Source organism: Pseudomonas sp. AMR01, from assembly GCF_041946035.1.
GTDB lineage: Bacteria > Pseudomonadota > Gammaproteobacteria > Pseudomonadales > Pseudomonadaceae > Aquipseudomonas > Aquipseudomonas antarctica_B.
In genome coordinates, this window is sequence record NZ_JAUTYR010000036.1 from 13,453 (window position 1) to 31,404 (window position 17,952).

The 17,952-nt window shown below is 54.5% G+C and carries 13 protein-coding genes and 2 pseudogenes; 2 read left to right on the plus strand and 13 right to left on the minus strand.

What is annotated here, in order from left to right; genetic code table 11:
- Positions 1–183 precede the first annotated feature (183 nt).
- The 4 genes from Q7C20_RS22450 to Q7C20_RS22465 form a co-directional block, all read right to left on the minus strand.
- Positions 184–900, minus strand: a complete 717-nt coding sequence (locus Q7C20_RS22450) for a hypothetical protein (protein ID WP_375070316.1) — start codon at positions 898–900, stop codon at positions 184–186.
- A 70-nt stretch (positions 901–970) separates the two neighbouring features.
- Positions 971–1,474, minus strand: a complete 504-nt coding sequence (locus tag Q7C20_RS22455; RefSeq protein ID WP_375070317.1) for a hypothetical protein — start codon at positions 1,472–1,474, stop codon at positions 971–973.
- Between the two features lie 114 nt (positions 1,475–1,588).
- Positions 1,589–2,839: an aspartate aminotransferase family protein gene (locus Q7C20_RS22460; protein ID WP_375070319.1), complete on the minus strand. Its 1,251-nt coding sequence runs from the start codon at positions 2,837–2,839 to the stop codon at positions 1,589–1,591.
- An 89-nt stretch (positions 2,840–2,928) separates the two neighbouring features.
- A complete protein-coding gene (locus Q7C20_RS22465) occupies positions 2,929–3,822 on the minus strand; it encodes a LysR substrate-binding domain-containing protein (RefSeq protein WP_348056614.1) in 894 nt (297 codons plus the stop codon).
- Between the two features lie 144 nt (positions 3,823–3,966).
- On the opposite strand from Q7C20_RS22465, the gene Q7C20_RS22470 reads away from it, so the two are divergent.
- Entirely contained in the window at positions 3,967–4,995 is a 1,029-nt protein-coding gene (locus Q7C20_RS22470; RefSeq protein ID WP_375070321.1) for an amino acid ABC transporter substrate-binding protein, read from the plus strand.
- Here the strand turns inward: Q7C20_RS22470 and Q7C20_RS22475 are convergent, their stop codons facing one another.
- The 9 genes and pseudogenes from Q7C20_RS22475 to Q7C20_RS22515 all read right to left on the minus strand — a co-directional run bounded on the left by Q7C20_RS22475 (position 4,996) and on the right by Q7C20_RS22515 (position 16,268).
- A complete protein-coding gene (locus Q7C20_RS22475) occupies positions 4,996–6,009 on the minus strand; it encodes a diguanylate cyclase domain-containing protein (protein WP_375070323.1) in 1,014 nt (337 codons plus the stop codon). It abuts the gene before it with no gap.
- A 140-nt stretch (positions 6,010–6,149) separates the two neighbouring features.
- Positions 6,150–7,103, minus strand: a pseudogene (locus Q7C20_RS22480) (alkaline phosphatase family protein); the annotation flags it as partial.
- A 309-nt stretch (positions 7,104–7,412) separates the two neighbouring features.
- Positions 7,413–7,571 (minus strand): annotated as a pseudogene (locus Q7C20_RS22485) (IS3 family transposase); the annotation flags it as partial.
- 5 nt (positions 7,572–7,576) lie between these two features.
- Positions 7,577–8,266 (minus strand): response regulator, encoded by a 690-nt coding sequence (locus Q7C20_RS22490; protein WP_375070325.1) that lies wholly within the window; start codon positions 8,264–8,266, stop codon positions 7,577–7,579.
- Between the two features lie 1,067 nt (positions 8,267–9,333).
- Entirely contained in the window at positions 9,334–10,011 is a 678-nt protein-coding gene (locus Q7C20_RS22495; RefSeq protein ID WP_375070327.1) for a DUF1120 domain-containing protein, read from the minus strand.
- Between the two features lie 140 nt (positions 10,012–10,151).
- Complete coding sequence (locus Q7C20_RS22500) at positions 10,152–10,751, minus strand: hypothetical protein (RefSeq protein ID WP_375070329.1); 600 nt, start codon at positions 10,749–10,751, stop codon at positions 10,152–10,154.
- Positions 10,705–13,236: a fimbria/pilus outer membrane usher protein gene (locus Q7C20_RS22505; RefSeq protein WP_375070331.1), complete on the minus strand. Its 2,532-nt coding sequence runs from the start codon at positions 13,234–13,236 to the stop codon at positions 10,705–10,707. The genes Q7C20_RS22500 and Q7C20_RS22505 overlap by 47 nt, the downstream gene beginning before the upstream one ends.
- A gap of 63 nt (positions 13,237–13,299) precedes the next feature.
- Complete coding sequence (locus Q7C20_RS22510; protein WP_375070333.1) at positions 13,300–14,022, minus strand: fimbria/pilus chaperone family protein; 723 nt, start codon at positions 14,020–14,022, stop codon at positions 13,300–13,302.
- Between the two features lie 708 nt (positions 14,023–14,730).
- Positions 14,731–16,268 (minus strand): IS3 family transposase gene (locus Q7C20_RS22515; RefSeq protein WP_375070335.1). Its coding sequence is split into 2 segments (ribosomal slippage): positions 14,731–15,632 and positions 15,632–16,268, totalling 1,539 coding nucleotides; the frame shifts between segments, so codons are not numbered across the junction.
- A 275-nt stretch (positions 16,269–16,543) separates the two neighbouring features.
- Here Q7C20_RS22515 and Q7C20_RS22520 point away from each other — a divergent pair.
- Positions 16,544–17,683, plus strand: coding sequence for a CfaE/CblD family pilus tip adhesin (locus Q7C20_RS22520; RefSeq protein WP_375070337.1), 1,140 nt, complete (start codon positions 16,544–16,546; stop codon positions 17,681–17,683).
- Positions 17,684–17,952 lie beyond the last annotated feature (269 nt).

Genomic DNA, 17,952 nt, shown 5'->3' on the forward strand with positions numbered 1-17,952 from the left:
GGCTTGCCCCGCGTTGGGCTGCGAAGCAGCCCCAGTGAAGAAGCACACAATGTCTCGGACACACCGTGGAGGCTGGTTTTGGGGCTGCTTCGCAGCCCAACGCGGGACAAGCCCGCTCGCCACGGGGAATTTCGACGGCCTCTTAGGATTGTGTAGACACCTATGGCTATTGCACGCAGTGGCTTACGGCTGCGCGATGCTGTAACCCTCAAACGCAGTTTGCTGTTGCAACGCAGTAATCACATTCTTGCGGTTCAGCGGCTGCTCGGTGCCCGCGTTGTCCACAAAGCTTTCAACCTCCAGCTCGGCTTCATCGCCTTCACCTACAAAGCTGAAACCGAGGAACTCAAACGCCTCGCGGTCAACGTTCAACTTTGAGCGTGGCGTGCGCAGCGGCAGGGTGACGCTGATGCCATCCTTGCTGATCACAAACACTTCGGCTTCTTTCTTCGGGCGTGCAGCTTTGCCCTTGCCGGCGCTTGGGTTGCTGATGGCCTGGTGGCTCTGGTTCAGCACCTTGAGGGCCAAGGCATAAACCAGTTCCTGGAACTCGGGGTCGTCCTTGAACGCTGACAAGATGCGGCTGATCGAGAATTTGCTGCTGAGGTCTTCAAGGGCAGCGCTGTCGGCGGCTTCGGCGTCCTTCAGTTGCTTGAGCTCGCCCATCAGGTCGTAGGCTTTGTCGTCGTCGAAGGCGTCGTGAGCCTGGCGGATGGCGACGCGCAACTCGCGGATCTGGTCGCTTTCCTTGGAGGTGTGAAATGCGTCCAGCACCATCTCGCTGATGATCTTGGCGGCTGGCACATGCTGTGAAAGATTGATGGCGTTTTCGTATTCGGCTTTGGCGTGAGAGGCGACTACAGCTTCTTCGGCGGATTTTTCAGTGTAGGAATCGGACATTAAAATTTCACTACTTCAGTAAACGGGAGACAAAAAGCGTCGCGCATTTTCAGCGGCGAGGTGGATCAGGTCAAGGCAACACACTCGCCTTATCACGTCGCAGAGCGCTCAGCGCCCGCTGCAGCCGCACAGCCCGCCCGCAGAACAGACCAACGGTAAACCCCGACGCACCGCCCACGGCCATCAGCATCTCTGGTGTGCTCAGCAGCAGGGGGGGCACCGCCTGCTGGTAGCCGAAGTAGTACTTCACCGCAAAAAACAGCTGCGAGATCAGCAGGGTTTTCCACGTGCCCGGCAGCAGCAGGGTTTCGCCATCGGTATCCAGCCGAGCGCCGTCGGCGTTGAACACCAGCATCCCCAGCACGCTGCCCACCACCGCGCCGCCCACCCAGGCACTGCTCGATAACAGTGAAGGCGCCAGCGACATCAGCGACCACACCACCAGCACCACCGGCAGGATCATCAGCGACCGGCGATTCTCACGACCGCCCAGGCAGGCCTTGATGCCGTAGAAACAAATCAGCAGGTAAACGGCGTACACCCACAGGGGCGTGCCGTGGAGGATGTCGAGCATGGGAGGCTTCCGTGCGGTCGTGGATGGGCGCTGATAGTCGTTGAGGCGTCAGCGGTTTGTCCATCGGTTTGGCGCCGACGCACATCAGCGCCTCACAGCGACCGACGCGCGTTATCAAGCCAATTGCTTGAAGCAGGCCTCAAGGATGTCTAGGCCTTCTTCCATCACCGCCGGCTCAATGGTCAGCGGTGCCAGCAAGCGGATGATGTGCCGCGACTTGCCGCTCGGCATCAGCAGCAGGCCGGCGTCGCGTGCCAGGCTCAGCAGTTGGGTCAATTGTTTGGGGGCAGGCGTGCCGTGTGCGTCTGCCAGTTCGATGCCGCGCATGGCACCGACGCCGGTCAGGCGGCCCAGGTAGGGCGACAGGCCCTGCGCGCGCCAGGCTTCATAGCGGCTGACGATGGCTTCTTCGTGCTGCGCGCCCCAGTTGCGCAGGTGTTCGTCGGTCATCGCGTCCAGTGTGGCCAGGGCGGCCGCGCAGGCGATTGGATTGCCGGAATAGGTGCCGCCCAGGCCGCCTTTGGGCAGGGTGTCGAGCAAGGTTTTGCGCCCGACCACTGCGCCCAACGGCACGCCGCCGGCGATGCTTTTGCCGAGCAGGATCAGGTCTGGCTCAACCCCCAGACGCGAGAAGGCAAAGCGCTGGCCGGTGCGGCCAAAACCCGACTGGATTTCATCGGCAATCAACACGATGTTTTTTTCATCGCAGAAGCGTCGCAGGGCCTGGGCAAATTCTATGTCCAGGGCGAGGAAGCCGCCTTCGCCCTGCACCGGTTCGATGATGAAACAGGCGACGTCTTCAACGTCGATTTCCACGCTGAACAGGCGGTCCATGGCCTTCAGGGCTTCGGCGCAGGTCACGCCGTTGTCTGCGCTGGGGTAGGGCAGGTGGTACACCGGGCCGGGCAATACGCCGACTTTTTGCTTGTAGGGCGCGACCTTGCCGTTGAGGTTGAGCGTGGCCAACGTGCGCCCGTGGAAGGCGCCGTCAAACGCAATAACGGCTGTGCGGCCGGTGGCGCCGCGCACGATCTTCAAGGCGTTTTCGGCGGCTTCTGCGCCGCTGTTGGTAAGCATGCCGCTGACGGCGTAGTCCACCGGAATAAACGCTGTCAGGCGATCCATCAGTTCAATGTAGGGCGCATGCGGCGCGGCATTAAACGCGTAGTGCGTAAGCTTGGTCGCCTGCTCACGAATCGCTTCCACCACACCGGGGTGGCAATGCCCCAGGTTGAGTACACCGATGCTGCCGACAAAATCGATATAGCGCTTGCTCGCGGTGTCCCAGACCTCGGCGTTCTTGCCGTGGCTGAGGCTGATGGGGTGAACGATGGAAATCGACTGGCTGATGGTTTCGCGGCTCATGAATCTCGGACTCGGCAATGGCGGGCATCTTTTTATCTAAGCTGCGCCACGGGCCCTGTCGCAAACGAAATAAAGTCGCCGGGTCATTATTAAAAGTCGGGATGTGCCTTTACATAGCTCACCATCCAGTTCAGGAAGGCTTTCACTTTGGGAATGTGACCGGCGTGTTCTGCATGCGCGATAAAATGCGCACCGGCGCTGGGCATCGTGTAATTCCACGGGATGGTCAGGCTGCCGTTAGCCAATTCCTCGGCCACCAGGTACTGCGGCACCAACGCCACGCCGTAGCCCGATTGCGCGGCGCGAATGCACATGTAAAACGTGTCGAAACGCGGCCCGTGGTAGCTGTTTTGCGAGTGCAGGCCCTGTTCCAGAAACCACTCATGCCAGGCTTCCGGGCGCGAGGTGCATTGCAGCAAAGTGTGACGCGAGGAAGCATCGCTGCCCTTGGCGACAAAGCCCGGCGCGCACACCGGCACCACGGCTTCGCGAAACAACTCGATGCACGTCGCCCCCGGCCACGAGCCCTGGCCGAAGAAGAACGCGATATCGGCCTTGGCTTGCAGCACATCGAACGGTTCCAGTTCGTTGCGCACATCCAGGTGGACAGTCGGGTGTTTGGCCGCAAAATCCTTGAGCTTGGGCACCAGCCAACGGTCGCCGAACGTCGGCTGGGTGGCGATGCGCAGCACTTCGGTTTCGCCACCGTAGGTGAGGATGTAGCGGCTGGAGATGTCCACCTGATTCAGAATTTTGCGCACTTCGGCCAGGTACAGCGAGCCCGCCGGCGACAGGTATAAACGCTGGCGCACGCGTTCGAACAAGTTATGGCACAGCATCTCTTCAAGCTGCGCGACCTGCTTGCTCACGGCACTCTGGGTCAGGTGCAGCTCTTCGGCGGCGCGGGTAAAACTCAGGTGGCGGGCGGCGGCTTCGAAGCATTGCAAGGCGGTCATCGAAGGGGTCAAGCGTTTTGAGATCATGCAGTTCATTCCAAACAGGAAGGAGCCTTTGCCTAAAGGTCGTTTGTGGCAGGCGTGTAAAGCCGTCGATACTGCCCGGCGACACTATAAACCGGCGCGGGCGGTGCGGCGCCGAATAATAAGGAATGACAGGGAGTGCCTCGCATGAAAAAACTCAAGACCACCTTGGCCGCCCTCACTGCCGCTGCGGCCGTGGGCCTGGCCGCCAGTGCCCACGCGGGCGTGACTCTGGATGCAATTCAGAAGAAGGGGTTTATCCAGTGCGGCGTCAGCGACGGCCTGCCGGGTTTCGGCGTGCCGGACAGCACCGGCAAAATGACCGGCATCGATGTGGACGTGTGCCACGCAGTTGCGGCGGCCGTGTTTGGCGACGCATCAAAAGTGAAGTTCAGCCAGTTGACCGCCAAGGAGCGTTTCACCGCGCTGCAATCGGGTGAAGTCGATGTGATCTCGCGCAACACCACGTGGACCAGTTCTCGCGACGCGGGCATGGGCCTGGTGTTCACCGGCGTCACCTACTACGACGGCATCGGTTTTCTGGTGAACAACAAGCTGGGCGTCACCGCCGCCAAACAACTCGACGGCGCGACCGTGTGCCTGCAAGCCGGCACCACCACCGAGCTCAACGTCTCGGACTATTTTCGCACCCACGGCATGAAGTACACCCCCATAACCTTTGACACCGCTGACGAAAGCGCCAAAGGCCTGGAGTCCGGGCGCTGCGACGTGCTGACCACCGACCAGTCGGGGCTCTACGCGCAACGCATCAAGATGGCCCACCCGGACGAGTTTGTGGTGTTGCCGGAAGTGATCTCCAAGGAACCCCTCGGGCCGCTGGTGCGCAAGGGCGATGACGAGTGGTTCAGCATCGTCAAATGGACGCTGTTTGCCATGCTCAATGCCGAAGAAATGGGCATCACCTCGAAGAATGTTGAAGAACTGGCCAAAACCACCAAAAACCCGGACATCGCACGGCTGCTGGGCACCGATGGCGAATACGGCAAGGACCTGAAGCTACGCAAGGATTGGGTGGTGCAGATCGTCAAGCAAGTGGGCAATTACGACGAAGTGTTCGAGCGCAACATCGGCCAGGGCAGTGTGCTGAAAATCAAGCGCGGGCTTAATGCACTGTGGAGCAACGGCGGTATCCAGTACGCGCCGCCGGTGCGCTAGTTACTCCGACACAACGTCCTTCCCCGCTGCCTTGGACCGATACAGCGCTTGATCGGCACGCGCCATTAGGGCAGCAGGGGTTTCACCGCTACGTCGCTGCACGACGCCCAGGCTCAGGGTGACTTTGAAGCCGCCTATGGCGGGCACTTGGGTGACCCGTTGACGAATCCTTTCGGCCAGCGCCCTTGCGTCGGCCAGGCTGCTGTCGGGCAATACCACCACAAACTCATCGCCGCCCCAGCGCGCCAGCAGGTCGCCCGGGCGCACACACGCCTCAATAGCCCGCACCACGCGTATCAGTGTTTGGTCACCGACCGCATGACCGTACCGGTCATTGATCGGCTTGAAGTCATCGATATCCATGGCAACCAGCGCCAGTATTTTCTGGAAGCGTTCGGCGCGGTCACACGCTTCGAGCAGCACGTTGTCCAGGCGATAGCGGTTGGCAATGTGGGTCAGCGTATCGCGCTCGGCCAAGGAGCGGTTTTCATCCAGCTGCGCCTGCAATCGCTGATTGACCCGCGACAATTCGCGCGTGCGCTCCGCCACCAGCGCCTCGAGCGACTGGTTGCGCTGCTCAAGCTGTTCGAAGGAGGATTTGCGCAGATGAATATCGCGATGGGCACCGACCATGCGCGCCACCGCGCCGTCGGGGTTACGCGCAATCACGTAACCACGGTCTTCTACCCACAGGTAAGACCCGTCTTCCATGCGGCAACGGTATTCGACTTGATAATGGCTCGCGCGCTGGCAGATGTAGTCGTCAAACACCGTCATGACTCGTAGATAGTCATCGGGGTGAATCAAGCTCTCCCAGGTGAACACGCTGTTCTCCAGGGAATGACGGGGGTAGCCGAGCATTTCGTACCAGCCCGGGTTGCGGTACACAAAACCGGTGTTGGCGTTCCAGTCCCAGATTCCGTCGCTGACCAATTCCATGACGGCATGCAGCATGTCAGCGTTGAGGTCGGAGAAATCGTTCCTCAACGGCTTATTGTCGGATGTATCGTCCATCTTCTCGCTTCCCTGCGTGCGCTGGCTCTTAAACCAGTCTTCGTTGACGCCGATACTCCGTGGCTCGCGCTACTGTACAGCGGGGGCGGTAAGGAAAGAACAGAAGGTTCATGCTGCTTTAGTGGGATGGCAATGAGCTATTACTTGGGCGCGACCATTCTCGTGATCGGCCTCCCATCTGCGTTGTGCTGGTAAATCTTCTCCGGCTGGCCCTGTTCATTAAAAAACACCTGGCCCATTCCCGCCGAGTTCCATAACCGTTCACCGGCTTCGGCATGCTCGGGAATATGCGGCACCACCTGCATGGGGCGGCGCCGGGTGAACCAGTTGAGCGGGGAGCGCGGTGAGTAGAGCCAGCGGTTGAGGCGGTCGAACCACTCCAGCAATCGCGGGGGGAATTCGTTCTTGATGCCGCTGCTGGTGATCTGCCAGATCCTCGGGCCGGCGTTGCGGTGGCGGATCAGCACTTCGTAGACGAACGAGTAATGCACGTCGCCCGAGAGGATGACGTAGTTACCCGGCGTGCGCGAGTGACGGAAAATGTTGAGGATCACCTGGGCCGCGCCGCGGTGGGCCATCCAGTTTTCGGCGTCCACCAGCAGGGGGAAGCCGCACCAGCTAAAGACCTTTTGCACGGTTTCGATCAGCTTGACGCCAAAGATCGGCGCCGGTGACACGATGATCGCCGAGGGGTGGTCCAGCAGCTCCTGCTGCAGTTCGCTCAAGGCTTCCCAGTCCAGCAGGCCGGACGGTTGCTTGAGGGTGAACTCACTGCGCCAACGCCGGGTGCGGGTGTCGAGCACCACCAGCGCGGGCGTGGTGGGCAGCACGTAATGCCAATGCTGGAATTTGAGCAGTGTTTGGAGCAGCTCATCCTGCGCGGTGGCGTTGAGATGATTGCTTTGCGTGTGGGAGGTCAGCGCCTGGGTTTGGCCTATCAGCTCTCCAAACACATCCGGCTGGTTGCCCCAGCCCTGGCACAGCAGATAGGCGAGCAGGGCATTGCCGATGATGCGTTTGGAGAAGGGATGCCCGTAGGCGGTTTGTTCCCACTGGGCGCTGAGGTTCCAGTCGTCGGTGATGTCGTGGCCATCGCAGTCGCATGTCAGGCATGATGGACATTATCTCGAAGCCTTGTCGAGTAAGGCTTTAGCGGTTTTCACAGAAATCTATATGGACAACCAATTCATGTGGACATCCATGCGATTCGTGTCCATATCTCAAACCTCTTATGTCTAGATAATTCCTTACGCGATGAATCCTCTCCCGTTCGGTCGATCAGATTCGCTATGGCGGAAGCGTGTCTAGAAGTAATGAGTAAGCGAAATGAGCGTTAGATGAATCCGGAATAGGAAAAGCGTTGTGCGCGTCAAGAGCGAGGGCGAAATTCAGTCCTGTAGTGGTCAACTAATCCTGGACACTACGTTAAGTTTTTCTTCGGCCCGAGCTGGCGCCAGCCTACCGTTGAATTGATGGGGACGAACCCAGTTGTACCGATGCATCAAGAAGTGGCTGATATCGCGCTGGGCTTCTTGAGCCGTTCGGTAACCTGTGGTCGGTACCTACCTCATAGGTATTCCAGCATAAGTTTGAGTTTGAACAGCTCATTGTCGGAGGAGACCCCCAGCTTACGAAATGCCATGGACTTTTGCGTGCTGATGGTCTTGGCGCTGCGGTCAAATTTGCCGGCAATGTCACTGACGGTCATCCCATCTAGAAAACAGCGGATAACCTCCCGTTCCTTGACCGACAGCTTGGCGCCCGCTAAAAGCTCGGCCTCGCCTTTGGAGTGTTCAACGGTAGACGCCGGCGTGGCTGCGACCGAAATTTCGGCCAATCGTAAGGACATGTCAGCGTCAAGGTAGACAGAACCTGTTGCAACGGTGCGGATAGCTTTGACGATCTGTGATACATCCTCACTTTTACCGACGAAGCCACGGGCACCGACACGTAATGTTAGAGCGACAATCGCGGGGTCGTAGTGGGAGGATAGGATGAGTATTTTGCTCTCAGAAAACTTGGCGTTCAGCGCACGAATAAGCGAGACGCCGTCTATTTCGGTAGGACCGAGGGAGTAATCGACGAGCAGGACGTCGGCCGGGGTATTGTGCAGACTGGTGATCATGGTATGGCTGTTTTCGAAGCTGCCGACTACGACGAAGTCCGGCTCCTTCAATAGCCGGAGTCTAATACCGTATCTTATGATCGCGTGGTCATCGAGATGCGCAATGCGAATCTGCGGACGTAAGTCAAACATGGGGATATCCTTATATAGATCATCCATAACGGCAGGATTCTGAGCATGGGAAAAAGCCGTAGAATCAGGAAAAGCAAAGCACAAGTAATGAGTATACTTACTGTGAGAGGAATTAAGCATTATAAAAAAGCCGTCAATCCATAAACAGAAACGAGATCGGACATTTTACTAAAACAGCTAACAAGCAGCTCTCAACGGGAAATGCAGAAAATAGCGCGTAGCGAATAGCCGTCACGGGCTCTTTGGACATTACAGGTAAATCACTCAAGCGCGGCCGGACCATTCAGAGAGAAATCGTTGGTCAATGTCAATTTCGAGCTTTTATTCAGGCCAGCAGTGAGAACATAAGTACCCGCTAGATTGATAAATGTATTAGGAGACCCACGGTTACCCGGTGACCGAGAAAAAACGTAGCACTGATGTTGCTCATTAGCACACTTGATGTAGCACAAGTTTTGCTACCGCCGAAGAAATAGATAGAGGTGACTTCGACAGTATTCGCTTTAAACACAGCAGGGTTCATAGATATAATAGTAGCTGCCTAGACGCTTTTCAAACTGCGACCCAATGCAAAGGATTGTGAGGCTATGGTGCTACCAGGGGAGCCAGTAAAAAATAACTCGCTCGATCATCTATTGTGCAGATAGAAGGCTTATTTATGCGTCTCAACTAATTGAGAAAGAAGCTCATTGCTGTAATAACTATAGAAAGTTAGCGAGGTTAAACTGCGCCAGCACACATTACACCCTGATCGGTAACGTTACCTTACGCAAGTGCTTGAGTGCAAAAGTCAGCCGTTAATGGCGCCAGTAACTTTAGCCCTGACCTAAAAGAGAGCTTGACTTTCTGTTGCGCGCTTATAGTTAGTGCGGAATAATTTTAAACATGGCGACATTGGACGCGAGTTTCGACTTGATGGATTGATACTTTCCTCTCGATCTAATCGAAAAAAATTTTCAATGACGGCTGATTTCAGCTTTGTGGGCACAACCACTTTAATTGGGCATACTAAATCGGAACAAGAGATGAAAAGCCTGCAGTAAGTGAACACCGCAGGCTTTTGGATACTACAGGTAGACCAACTCAAGCGTGGCCGAACCGTCCAGAGAAACGTCGCTAGTCAGGTTCAACTCAGAAGCTTTGTTCAATGCAGCTTGAACAGAAATAATCCCTGAGAGGTTGGTAACTGCAATGGGGGGACCACCGGCTTTAGTCGACCATGACATCAGACTATTGGTTACATTCAGCACACCACCGGTGAGTGACATCAGCCAACTCGTACCGTTATTCATACTTGATGTTGTGTAAACTGCCACACTATCAGCGGTGAAGGTACCCGGCTTCATAAGCAGGGCAAATCCCCCTATCTTAGCATTGGACGCTGTGCCAAGACCGTAGTTTAATGAATCGGAGGTAAAGCTAACTCCTAACCCCGAGAGTATTCCTGGAACTACACTACTGTGACGGTTGTCTACTGCGCGCACTGCCAGCTTAGTCGGTGCGTCGCAGCTAATAGAAAGACCTACTTCTTTTTCCGAAAGAAGTGTATAGCCAGTTTGGCTTAACTGATTAGCAGCAATAGTGCCGTAGTCGACAGTGCCACCGCCAGCCATTGTTGGCGTGCAAGAGCCCGGTGTAATGGTGCCGGCGACTCTAACCTCGATAGACGCAGCTTGAGCTCCGAAAGAAGAAAGTGCTGCATTAGCTGCCAAGGCCAAGGCGGCCACTTTTTGATGAAAACGCATTTTTATCGCTCCGTGTCGTAAATGTCTAAAGATCTGCCCATTGCAAAATAGCTTGTTTCCGTTCCAGCTAACTCATATTCTCTAATGAGCAATACTTTAGCTTCTATAGGAATAGGCCCAAAAGAAAGTTTGATAATTATTTATTGTGTCTCTAGCGTCAAAGCTCCGCGACCTTCAAGCGTGGTGATATCGCGCGCACGTGTCTCTGCTTCAGAGATATACGTTCGAATTTCGATTTGCGCCAAAAACACTTTACCGACCGCTCGCTGATTTTGTGCAATAGCCGTAACGGCTTCATTCGGGCGCAGTTCGATCGCCGCCGATGCCCCTGTCGCTTTACCAACTGCGTCACCGCTCAATTGAGCCAGTTGCACGGAAGTACCATCCAGCGTTGCGCTACTCAGCTTGATCGTAAAATTCCCTTTACCGGCAAAGCGGTAGCTAGTCGAGTCCGACCTTTGTCCCTCAAATCGCAGCCCAAAAGTAGTCTCTTGGCGACACACCGCTGTCAGCGTCAATTGCCGCGTACCGAGTGCAATCGGGGCGTTCCCGCGAAGCTCCATTTCACCTCGGTTAAGTGCACCGTAATCCACTTCAGGATTACTTAGTCGCATGTCGCAATTGGCTGCAAAGGCACCGCCGGTAATCAAGGCGAGTACAGCACCTAGCCGCCACGCGCGATAGGTACGGGCCTTATGGCGTATAGCAAACCGCTGGTGCAACATCGTAGAAAGCTTCATAGTCAGTGTCCTTGGGGAAGTCGATCGTCAACACGCAGGAATTTTCATCCGGGAGTGCAACCCTCAGCACTTGAGCCGGGTCCGAGCTGGAAAGAAAAATGGTGCCGTTGTCCAAGACCGTCGTAAGGAAATGATTTTTGCCGTCGAGTACTGAAGAGCCTTTGGGCAACGGTTGCCCTGCGGCATCAGTGGCGTTGATCAGGATGCGTTGCGCCTTGATGACCTTGAAGTTTACGCGGCTCACCGAGCCGCGTCCGGCGTCGACGGTCTGGAAACCGTTTTGCAAGTCGGCTCGTTTGGGCAACGATTTGGTCTGCACCTCGATGCGGCTCTCTCGGTAGGCGCTGAGTTGTGGTACCACAGCCTGGCCTTTGCTGTCGGTCCATACCGGGCCAGTCGGCGTCGTTACCTTGACCCCGGACAGGTCGCCCACATCTACGATGCCGAAGGTGTCTTGGACTGCGTATGGCGATAGGGTTAGGCCGTCTTTGTGCGCGACTGCGCCGCCGGAGAGACGGCCGCTGTAGTTCTTGCTGTCCGGGCCTTCGGCGTAACCTAGGTCAACGCTGGTGTAGCGAGAAAATGTCGACATGTTAGCGGTGGAGTAGTTGTCGCCGCTGTTACCTGTGCTCTCGGTGCTCAAGCGGTAGTTGAGCTGGTCATTGACCCTTTCGGAGTACGTCGCGCCGAGTCGTTGGTTATCTCCACGCCGGCTGGCGTAGGTCCGTACGCTGCGCGATTGGCCCAGGGGAATGCTGACACTGACGTAAACGGTGTTGTCGCTGCTGCCACTATTACTGGATGAGCCGCTTAACGCGGTCTCCACTGCCGCGGAAACGGTGATATGTTTGAACGTTTGCCCCCAAGACCCTACCAAGCGGTTGGTCACATCACCATTGAAGGTGCGGCTTGGCGAAACGGCTACGTTGAAGCTGCCCAAAGTGTCGTTAGACCAGCTCAGGGAAGAGCTGTATTGGCTCTGGTAGCGACTGTTGTACCAATCGCCATTGGTGCGCAAGGTGGTGTCGGAAAGATCACGATAGCCAATGGTCTGCTGGGTGGCAGATACACTGCCCGATATGCTCCCGGTTAAACGCTTGCTCACGGTGACGCTGGCCTTGGTGCCTTTTACACCCTCCTTCGCGGCATTCGAATACACGTTACTTACACTTAGGCTGGTGTCTTTTGCCAGGCTTGTATCCGCTCTCCATCCGATAGATTCATAATCGGTGGCAACTATCAGACCGCTGATGGCGGTCAGGCTTTCGCTCAACCTCCAAGTGCCAGTACCCGTAACGACCCAGGGCTGATCTTCATCGTCAGCGCCTTGGTTACGCATCTTGCCCGCAGAGAATGTATAGCCCGGACGGGCAGTGACGGCATTACGAAACGAAGCAGCCGACACGACAAAATGCCGTTCTACGCCGTTGATATTCCGCACCGTGACATCTAGGTCAGAGTTGCTATTGAGCAATGGGATATCGCTCAGGCTGAATGGACCCTCCGGTACGATTGTGGTGTAGATCAGCCCACCGGCCTGACGCACTTCTACCGTAGATTGTGCCTGAGCAATACCCTCTATCCGTGCGCCAGAACCTGAGGGCCCCACCAGTGCAGTTTCGGGAAGGATTTGCACGCCGGTAATGGCGCCTCCTGAAAAAAGCGGGTTGTTGATATTGATCTGGCCAGCTTGAACTTTGGCCTTTTGCTCGGTGAACGTACGTTGTGCATACGCGTACAAGTGCTCAAATGTCGCCTTGTCGTCGCTCTTGGTATGTATCTGGCGGCTGCGCACGATCCAGTCACCCATGTTGAACCCCAGATCGGTCGAAGCTGACAAGTAATCACTAGACTGCGCACCAAACTCCGAACGCATGGCCATGACGTCATAGTTGAAGAGCGCCGCGGTGCCGCCACTGCTGAAATCCAAGGCCTCGGGACCGCCGCCCAGCAAAGCGCTATGCGGCACAACCAAAAAAATTTCATCCTTGTTCGGGCGCAGGCTTACCTCGGTTTGCGGGTAGGCAGCAACGAAATCATAGCGTTTGTCGACCGCGTCCTTCGGGCTCAACACATACTGAGACCCCGGCGCAACCAAACGAGCCTTGGCCAGCAATACGTCGTCGAAGCACAACTCGCCCTGATTGTCGAAGCTGGCTTCGACCTTACCTAGCTTGGTCCCATTGACCACCAGCGATACGGCGCGACGCCCTTCGGTAAACCGGACGGCCTCGCGAAAATACTTTGCCAGCTTGGGGTCAATACCACGACCTTTCAATATTTCCATATCGAACCCTAAGAAGTCGTCAGAAGCGTGCTTCGACTCCACCAGTGCATCTGCCATGGCGGTAATCGGCGCGAGCATCAAGGCACTCCAGATCGCAAACGTAAGCGGTGCTAATACTGGCTGGAAGACGCGATGGCTTTGTTCAGGCACGAGTTTGGACCGGCCAGCCTTGGCGGCTGCCTGAATAGGCTTTTTCATAGCATTGGACTGCTAAGTAGACGACCGACATAGCCAACACTAAGCGTTGGCCGTTACGCAGGCTCAGCGGGTAGCAGTGGTGCCAATAGGTGCTTGGTACTTATCGACAGAGAAGCCGTAGACAGTACCAGGACCGATGGTCACGGAGCTTGAATGGGTAGCCTGCGGTTCCAGCGCCATTTTCAACGTCTCACCTGGCAAGACATAGCTGCGCGGTAGCACGACCATCTTGCCCGAGGGCCTGAGCTCCAGCTCTTGAGACAATCGCACTACGTAGGCGCTGTCGTTGATCACCACCAGCTTGCTGTCCTGAATGTCCCATTTCAGCAGCTTCCATGGCTCGCGTTTACGCTCCAGGCCTTTGGGATGGATGATCAGCGGCAGGTTCTGACGCATGCTCACACCCACTGTCGCGCTACCTTCAGTATTAGGCTTTTGCGCGATGCCTTCAAAGATCACGCGTTTGAGTCGCTGGGTCTTTAACGGCTCGCCGCCTTTAAGAAGAAAACGCACAAGTTGGGTGTCTCCGGGCTCGACACGGGTGACGGGAGGCGTAAGTAACACCAGCGACTCGGAGTCTTCGGGAATATTCTCGATGGTCGAATATAACAGCGCCGGAGTGCCGTCTGTGTTCCTGACATTAATGCTGGTTTCACCTTCGGCCTCGTACAATATCACCACCGAGGTTTCAGGCTGCATACCGGTAGCGGAAGCGAAAGACACCACCAGTGCTGTAGCCGAACCTACCACTAGGGCATATAGTTTTTTTTTGAATTGAATGGTCATGTCTACACCTCTTCGAAAAACCGCCTGTTGATAATCACTAGGGGGGGGGGCGTCAAAAATATTCTTGAGGTGGATTATAAAGGCAGAGGACTAAGCGAAAAATCGGACTAGGATTAAAAATCCTATTTGCAGTACATGGCTTTCTAAATGCCTGACGATGGCAGGGCGTAGCCGTCGACTTTTATTTGCCCATAGGGTAACGATTCAAAGAGGCTGACCTATCAGAAATACAATCCCGTTCTGCTTGCCATCATTCTGGGCTGAGCCGTTAACTAATTGCGGGATTAGTAGTGCGACTTATTGTTGAAGATAGAAGCGGTGCAGGCTAATTTATAATTAGACCCCCGCATTACTAGGTTTTCTGAACCTGGAGCTTCAGAGGCGCCTGCAGAATATCGATCAAAGGTTTTCCGCCAGGTTACAGCACGTTCAGGAGCACTGAAATAAGAATCGAAACAGCGATACGACATTCGTGGCTGAGGGGCAGATTTTTTCTAGATGGCAGCAGTCAAAATATCCACCGCCATTTTTCGATACTCCAAAAACGACGAGGCCCCTACTATGCGGGCTTTCGTTCGTCGCGCTGATCATCGGAGAGACGCTTTGGGGCAGTTGGGACTGAACAGCTTTCAACTGTGACGCCTTGAAAATCCGGCTAAAAAGAACCACATATGAAAAACGGGGGATGCGGATAAAAACTTGGACTGGTTATGCCGCGAAGCCCAGGCTCTCACGATACTCAACGGGACTGAGAGCGTCGAGGGAAATCTTGATGCCTTTCTCGTTGTACCAGCGAATGTATAAGTCTAGGGCCTGAATGAACTGCTCGATGCTCGTTGACTGCCAGTTGCGAGGATAAAACAGCTCAGCTTTCAGCCGGCCGAAGAAGCCTTCACAAGCCGCGTTATCTGGTGAGCAGCCCTTGCTCGACATCGAACGAGTCAGATTCGCATCAGCGATGCGCGATAGCCAGCCGGGCCAGCGGTAGTGCGCGCCACGATCGGAGTGAACCACAGGCCGTTTATCGTTGCCGGCCACCGTTTCGACAGCGGCATCCAGCATCGTGTTCACGAGCTCGGCGTCGGGACGCGTGCCGATCGACGAACTGATAACCTTTCCATCGAAGCAGTCGATGATTGGAGACAGGTACACCTTGCCGGCCGGGATCTGGAACTCCGAGATGTAAGTCAGCCATTTCTCATTCGGAGCAACCGCTGTGAAGTCCCGGTTGACAAGATTTTCCGGCGCGGGACTGATCTCCCCGAGGTAGGAACCGTATCGACGCCGTTTTGGCTTAGCGACGACCAGGCACTCCTGCTTCATCAAGCGCTGCACCACCTTCTCTGACAAATGCACGCGCTGCCGGCTTAGCGAAGCCTTCATCCGTCGGTAGCCATAGCAGCGATGATTGCGCTCGAAGATGTCTGCCATCGCACGACGCACGTCGGTGTATTTTTCCGCCACCTGCATTCGGGCTCGTTGGTAGAAATAGGAACTTCGGGCCAAGTCCAACGCCTCAAGCAGCTCTGACAATGAGTACGTCTGTCTCAGGGCATCAGCCAGCAATGTCTTCTCCCGATTGGTCAGGATCTGCCGGTCGATGCCCGTATTTTTTTTATGAGTTCATTCGCCTTCATCAACAGGTCGTGCTCAAGCTGCAGACGGCGCAGGGCGAGCCTGAGAGATTCGAGTTGTCGTTCCAACTCTTCTTGCTCCAATGACGATGGGGATTCTAGTCGGCGTTTCATGGATGCAGATACCTCTGGGCCGAGTAGCTGGTTTTTCCAGTGGTACAAGGTCGGCTTACATAAGCCTAGGTTTTCAGCCAGGGCTTTCGCACTTTCTTTTCGCGTGCACAGCGCGATGATCGCTGCATGCTTCATCGCTGCTGGGCGGGCCAACCCGTCAGATCGGCCAACGACACGCGCATGCAACTCGGGGTGCAATTCGTAAATCCAGGTACGCAACGAATCCCGTGCAGGGTAGCCCAACGCCGTGACGGTAGCGGCGATGCTGCGACCGTGATCGAGATAGTACTCGACAGCCCTTTCCCTTTGGGTACGTGAGTACTTCGACTTCGAGGTCTCGTAGCCACGCGGCAGGTCGAGGCATCGCTCATACTCTGCATGCCAGCTCTTCAAAGAGTTCTTCGTCGGGTAGCCCTGCTGACGAATCGTTACCCCAATGCGTTTCCCCACTTTTAGGTAGAGCTCGACCGCTCGGGTGCGGTCTTCGTATGAATACATGAACTACCTCCAGGTAGTCCAAGATTTCCGCCGCATCCCCGTTTAATGGGCTAGACCCCGTTAGCTCATCCTGCTCATGGATGTCTCAGGTCAGATGGCGAGGAGTTTTTCATATAGCTGGAGGTTGTTCCGAGTATCTATGGTTGACGATATAATACTGAAGATCCGGATTTTTCTGGTTTGCTACCGCAAGCCCCTAACTTATAATGTATTAACATTCAATAACGATTATGACTTATTGGTCTATCTGAATCATTGACGGAGCGTCAGTGCAAATGCATGGATTATTCTTTAAATTATTTTTTTCGATAATTATAGCTGCTTATGGCTTAAGTTGCGAAGCCGCTATTTCGTCACCTATTGTACCTGTAGCAAGTAGAACGAAATCAGTAACCTATAATATCGACAAAAACGCCGTTTCGGGCGACTTCTCAATATGGAAGGATGTGTCTGGGGGACAGGGCTCTTCAAACCCACCATCCAGCGACGATTCAAATTATTACTCACGTATGTCTTGGTTGTGTCAGTCCGAGTCAAATGAAGCTGTAGGAGCTTGCGCAAGCGCTCCTCTATATTCAAGCGCTCAAGTTACCAATTTTATAACACTGCAGTTCGTAGAGCAAAGAACGCAAATAAAACGCAATATTCGGTTAACAGGAGAAAGTGTTGTATTTTCAGTTCGGGGCAGATACAGTTCTCTAACGATGAATTCATCTTGGGGGGGGACGGGCGCAGTAGGCTCAAGTGAACTTATATTTAAGACCCTCAATGTCTGGATTCCAAGCTCAGAAATAAAAAGATTACCGATTGGGGGAGTTTGGACGGCAAAATTAGTGCTAACACAGTCATCATGGCTACCTACCGCGCCTGTCGCCACTTGGACAGCCAACATAACACTAAACCTCTTGGATTCAGGAAATATCCAGATTTATTTACCTGAATACAACACCGCCAACCCTACGATAGATCTAGGCTTGAAATCTAACGGTACAGAATTACATGGTCGTGTCGACGTGCAGGCGTGCCTTTACGATGGTTTTAACGCACAAAGCGAAAAATATTCGATCACCATGTCAGACCCCAACTCTAAAGATAATAATTTTTATATTAAAAACTTAAGCCGGAGTGCAAACTCCGACCTCAAAAACTCAATTCCTTATGAAGTATGGATTTCGAATCTTACGACATCATCGGATACATCGATAAAAATGCAAAATAACAAGGATCATATTTTTTCTAACATCCGCCAGCTTACACCAAGGCTGACAACTCTTCCCAAAATACCTAATCCCGTCTACTGTACTCCTTGGCAATTCAGCTTGAGGGCTAATAGATTAGTTCAGAAAGAGCAAGCAATTGGAAAGTACAACGGGACATTACGCATAAAATTTACACCATCGACGAGTAATTTTTAAATTGGTGAATGCTAGAGAATTGCATTTGCCCCCTAAACTTATTGACGCGAATATAAATTAAATATTTTACGGAGTTGTCGACTGATCAGGATGTCTATATATTAGCACCGAAGAACTGTTCAGGCATATTGCACTCCAGGGGACACCAAACTTAATTACATCGATGAAAATCACATATCACCGCACCTATTAATACTACCCATTTAACAGGAATCAATTTCGGCGATATACGACAGTGAAGGCATTTGTAAATCGGCTTTAGCGGTCAA

What these genes read in the sequence shown, in the direction of transcription:
- Q7C20_RS22450 (WP_375070316.1), bottom strand. Translation starts at nt 900, where the DNA reads ATGTCCGATTCCTACACTGAAAAATCCGCCGAAGAAGCTGTAGTCGCC.
- Q7C20_RS22455 (WP_375070317.1), bottom strand. Translation starts at nt 1,474, where the DNA reads ATGCTCGACATCCTCCACGGCACGCCCCTGTGGGTGTACGCCGTTTAC.
- Q7C20_RS22460 (WP_375070319.1), bottom strand. Translation starts at nt 2,839, where the DNA reads ATGAGCCGCGAAACCATCAGCCAGTCGATTTCCATCGTTCACCCCATC.
- Q7C20_RS22465 (WP_348056614.1), bottom strand. Translation starts at nt 3,822, where the DNA reads ATGATCTCAAAACGCTTGACCCCTTCGATGACCGCCTTGCAATGCTTC.
- Q7C20_RS22470 (WP_375070321.1), top strand. Translation starts at nt 3,967, where the DNA reads ATGAAAAAACTCAAGACCACCTTGGCCGCCCTCACTGCCGCTGCGGCC.
- Q7C20_RS22475 (WP_375070323.1), bottom strand. Translation starts at nt 6,009, where the DNA reads ATGGACGATACATCCGACAATAAGCCGTTGAGGAACGATTTCTCCGAC.
- Q7C20_RS22490 (WP_375070325.1), bottom strand. Translation starts at nt 8,266, where the DNA reads ATGTTTGACTTACGTCCGCAGATTCGCATTGCGCATCTCGATGACCAC.
- Q7C20_RS22495 (WP_375070327.1), bottom strand. Translation starts at nt 10,011, where the DNA reads ATGCGTTTTCATCAAAAAGTGGCCGCCTTGGCCTTGGCAGCTAATGCA.
- Q7C20_RS22500 (WP_375070329.1), bottom strand. Translation starts at nt 10,751, where the DNA reads ATGAAGCTTTCTACGATGTTGCACCAGCGGTTTGCTATACGCCATAAG.
- Q7C20_RS22505 (WP_375070331.1), bottom strand. Translation starts at nt 13,236, where the DNA reads ATGAAAAAGCCTATTCAGGCAGCCGCCAAGGCTGGCCGGTCCAAACTC.
- Q7C20_RS22510 (WP_375070333.1), bottom strand. Translation starts at nt 14,022, where the DNA reads ATGACCATTCAATTCAAAAAAAAACTATATGCCCTAGTGGTAGGTTCG.
- Q7C20_RS22520 (WP_375070337.1), top strand. Translation starts at nt 16,544, where the DNA reads ATGCATGGATTATTCTTTAAATTATTTTTTTCGATAATTATAGCTGCT.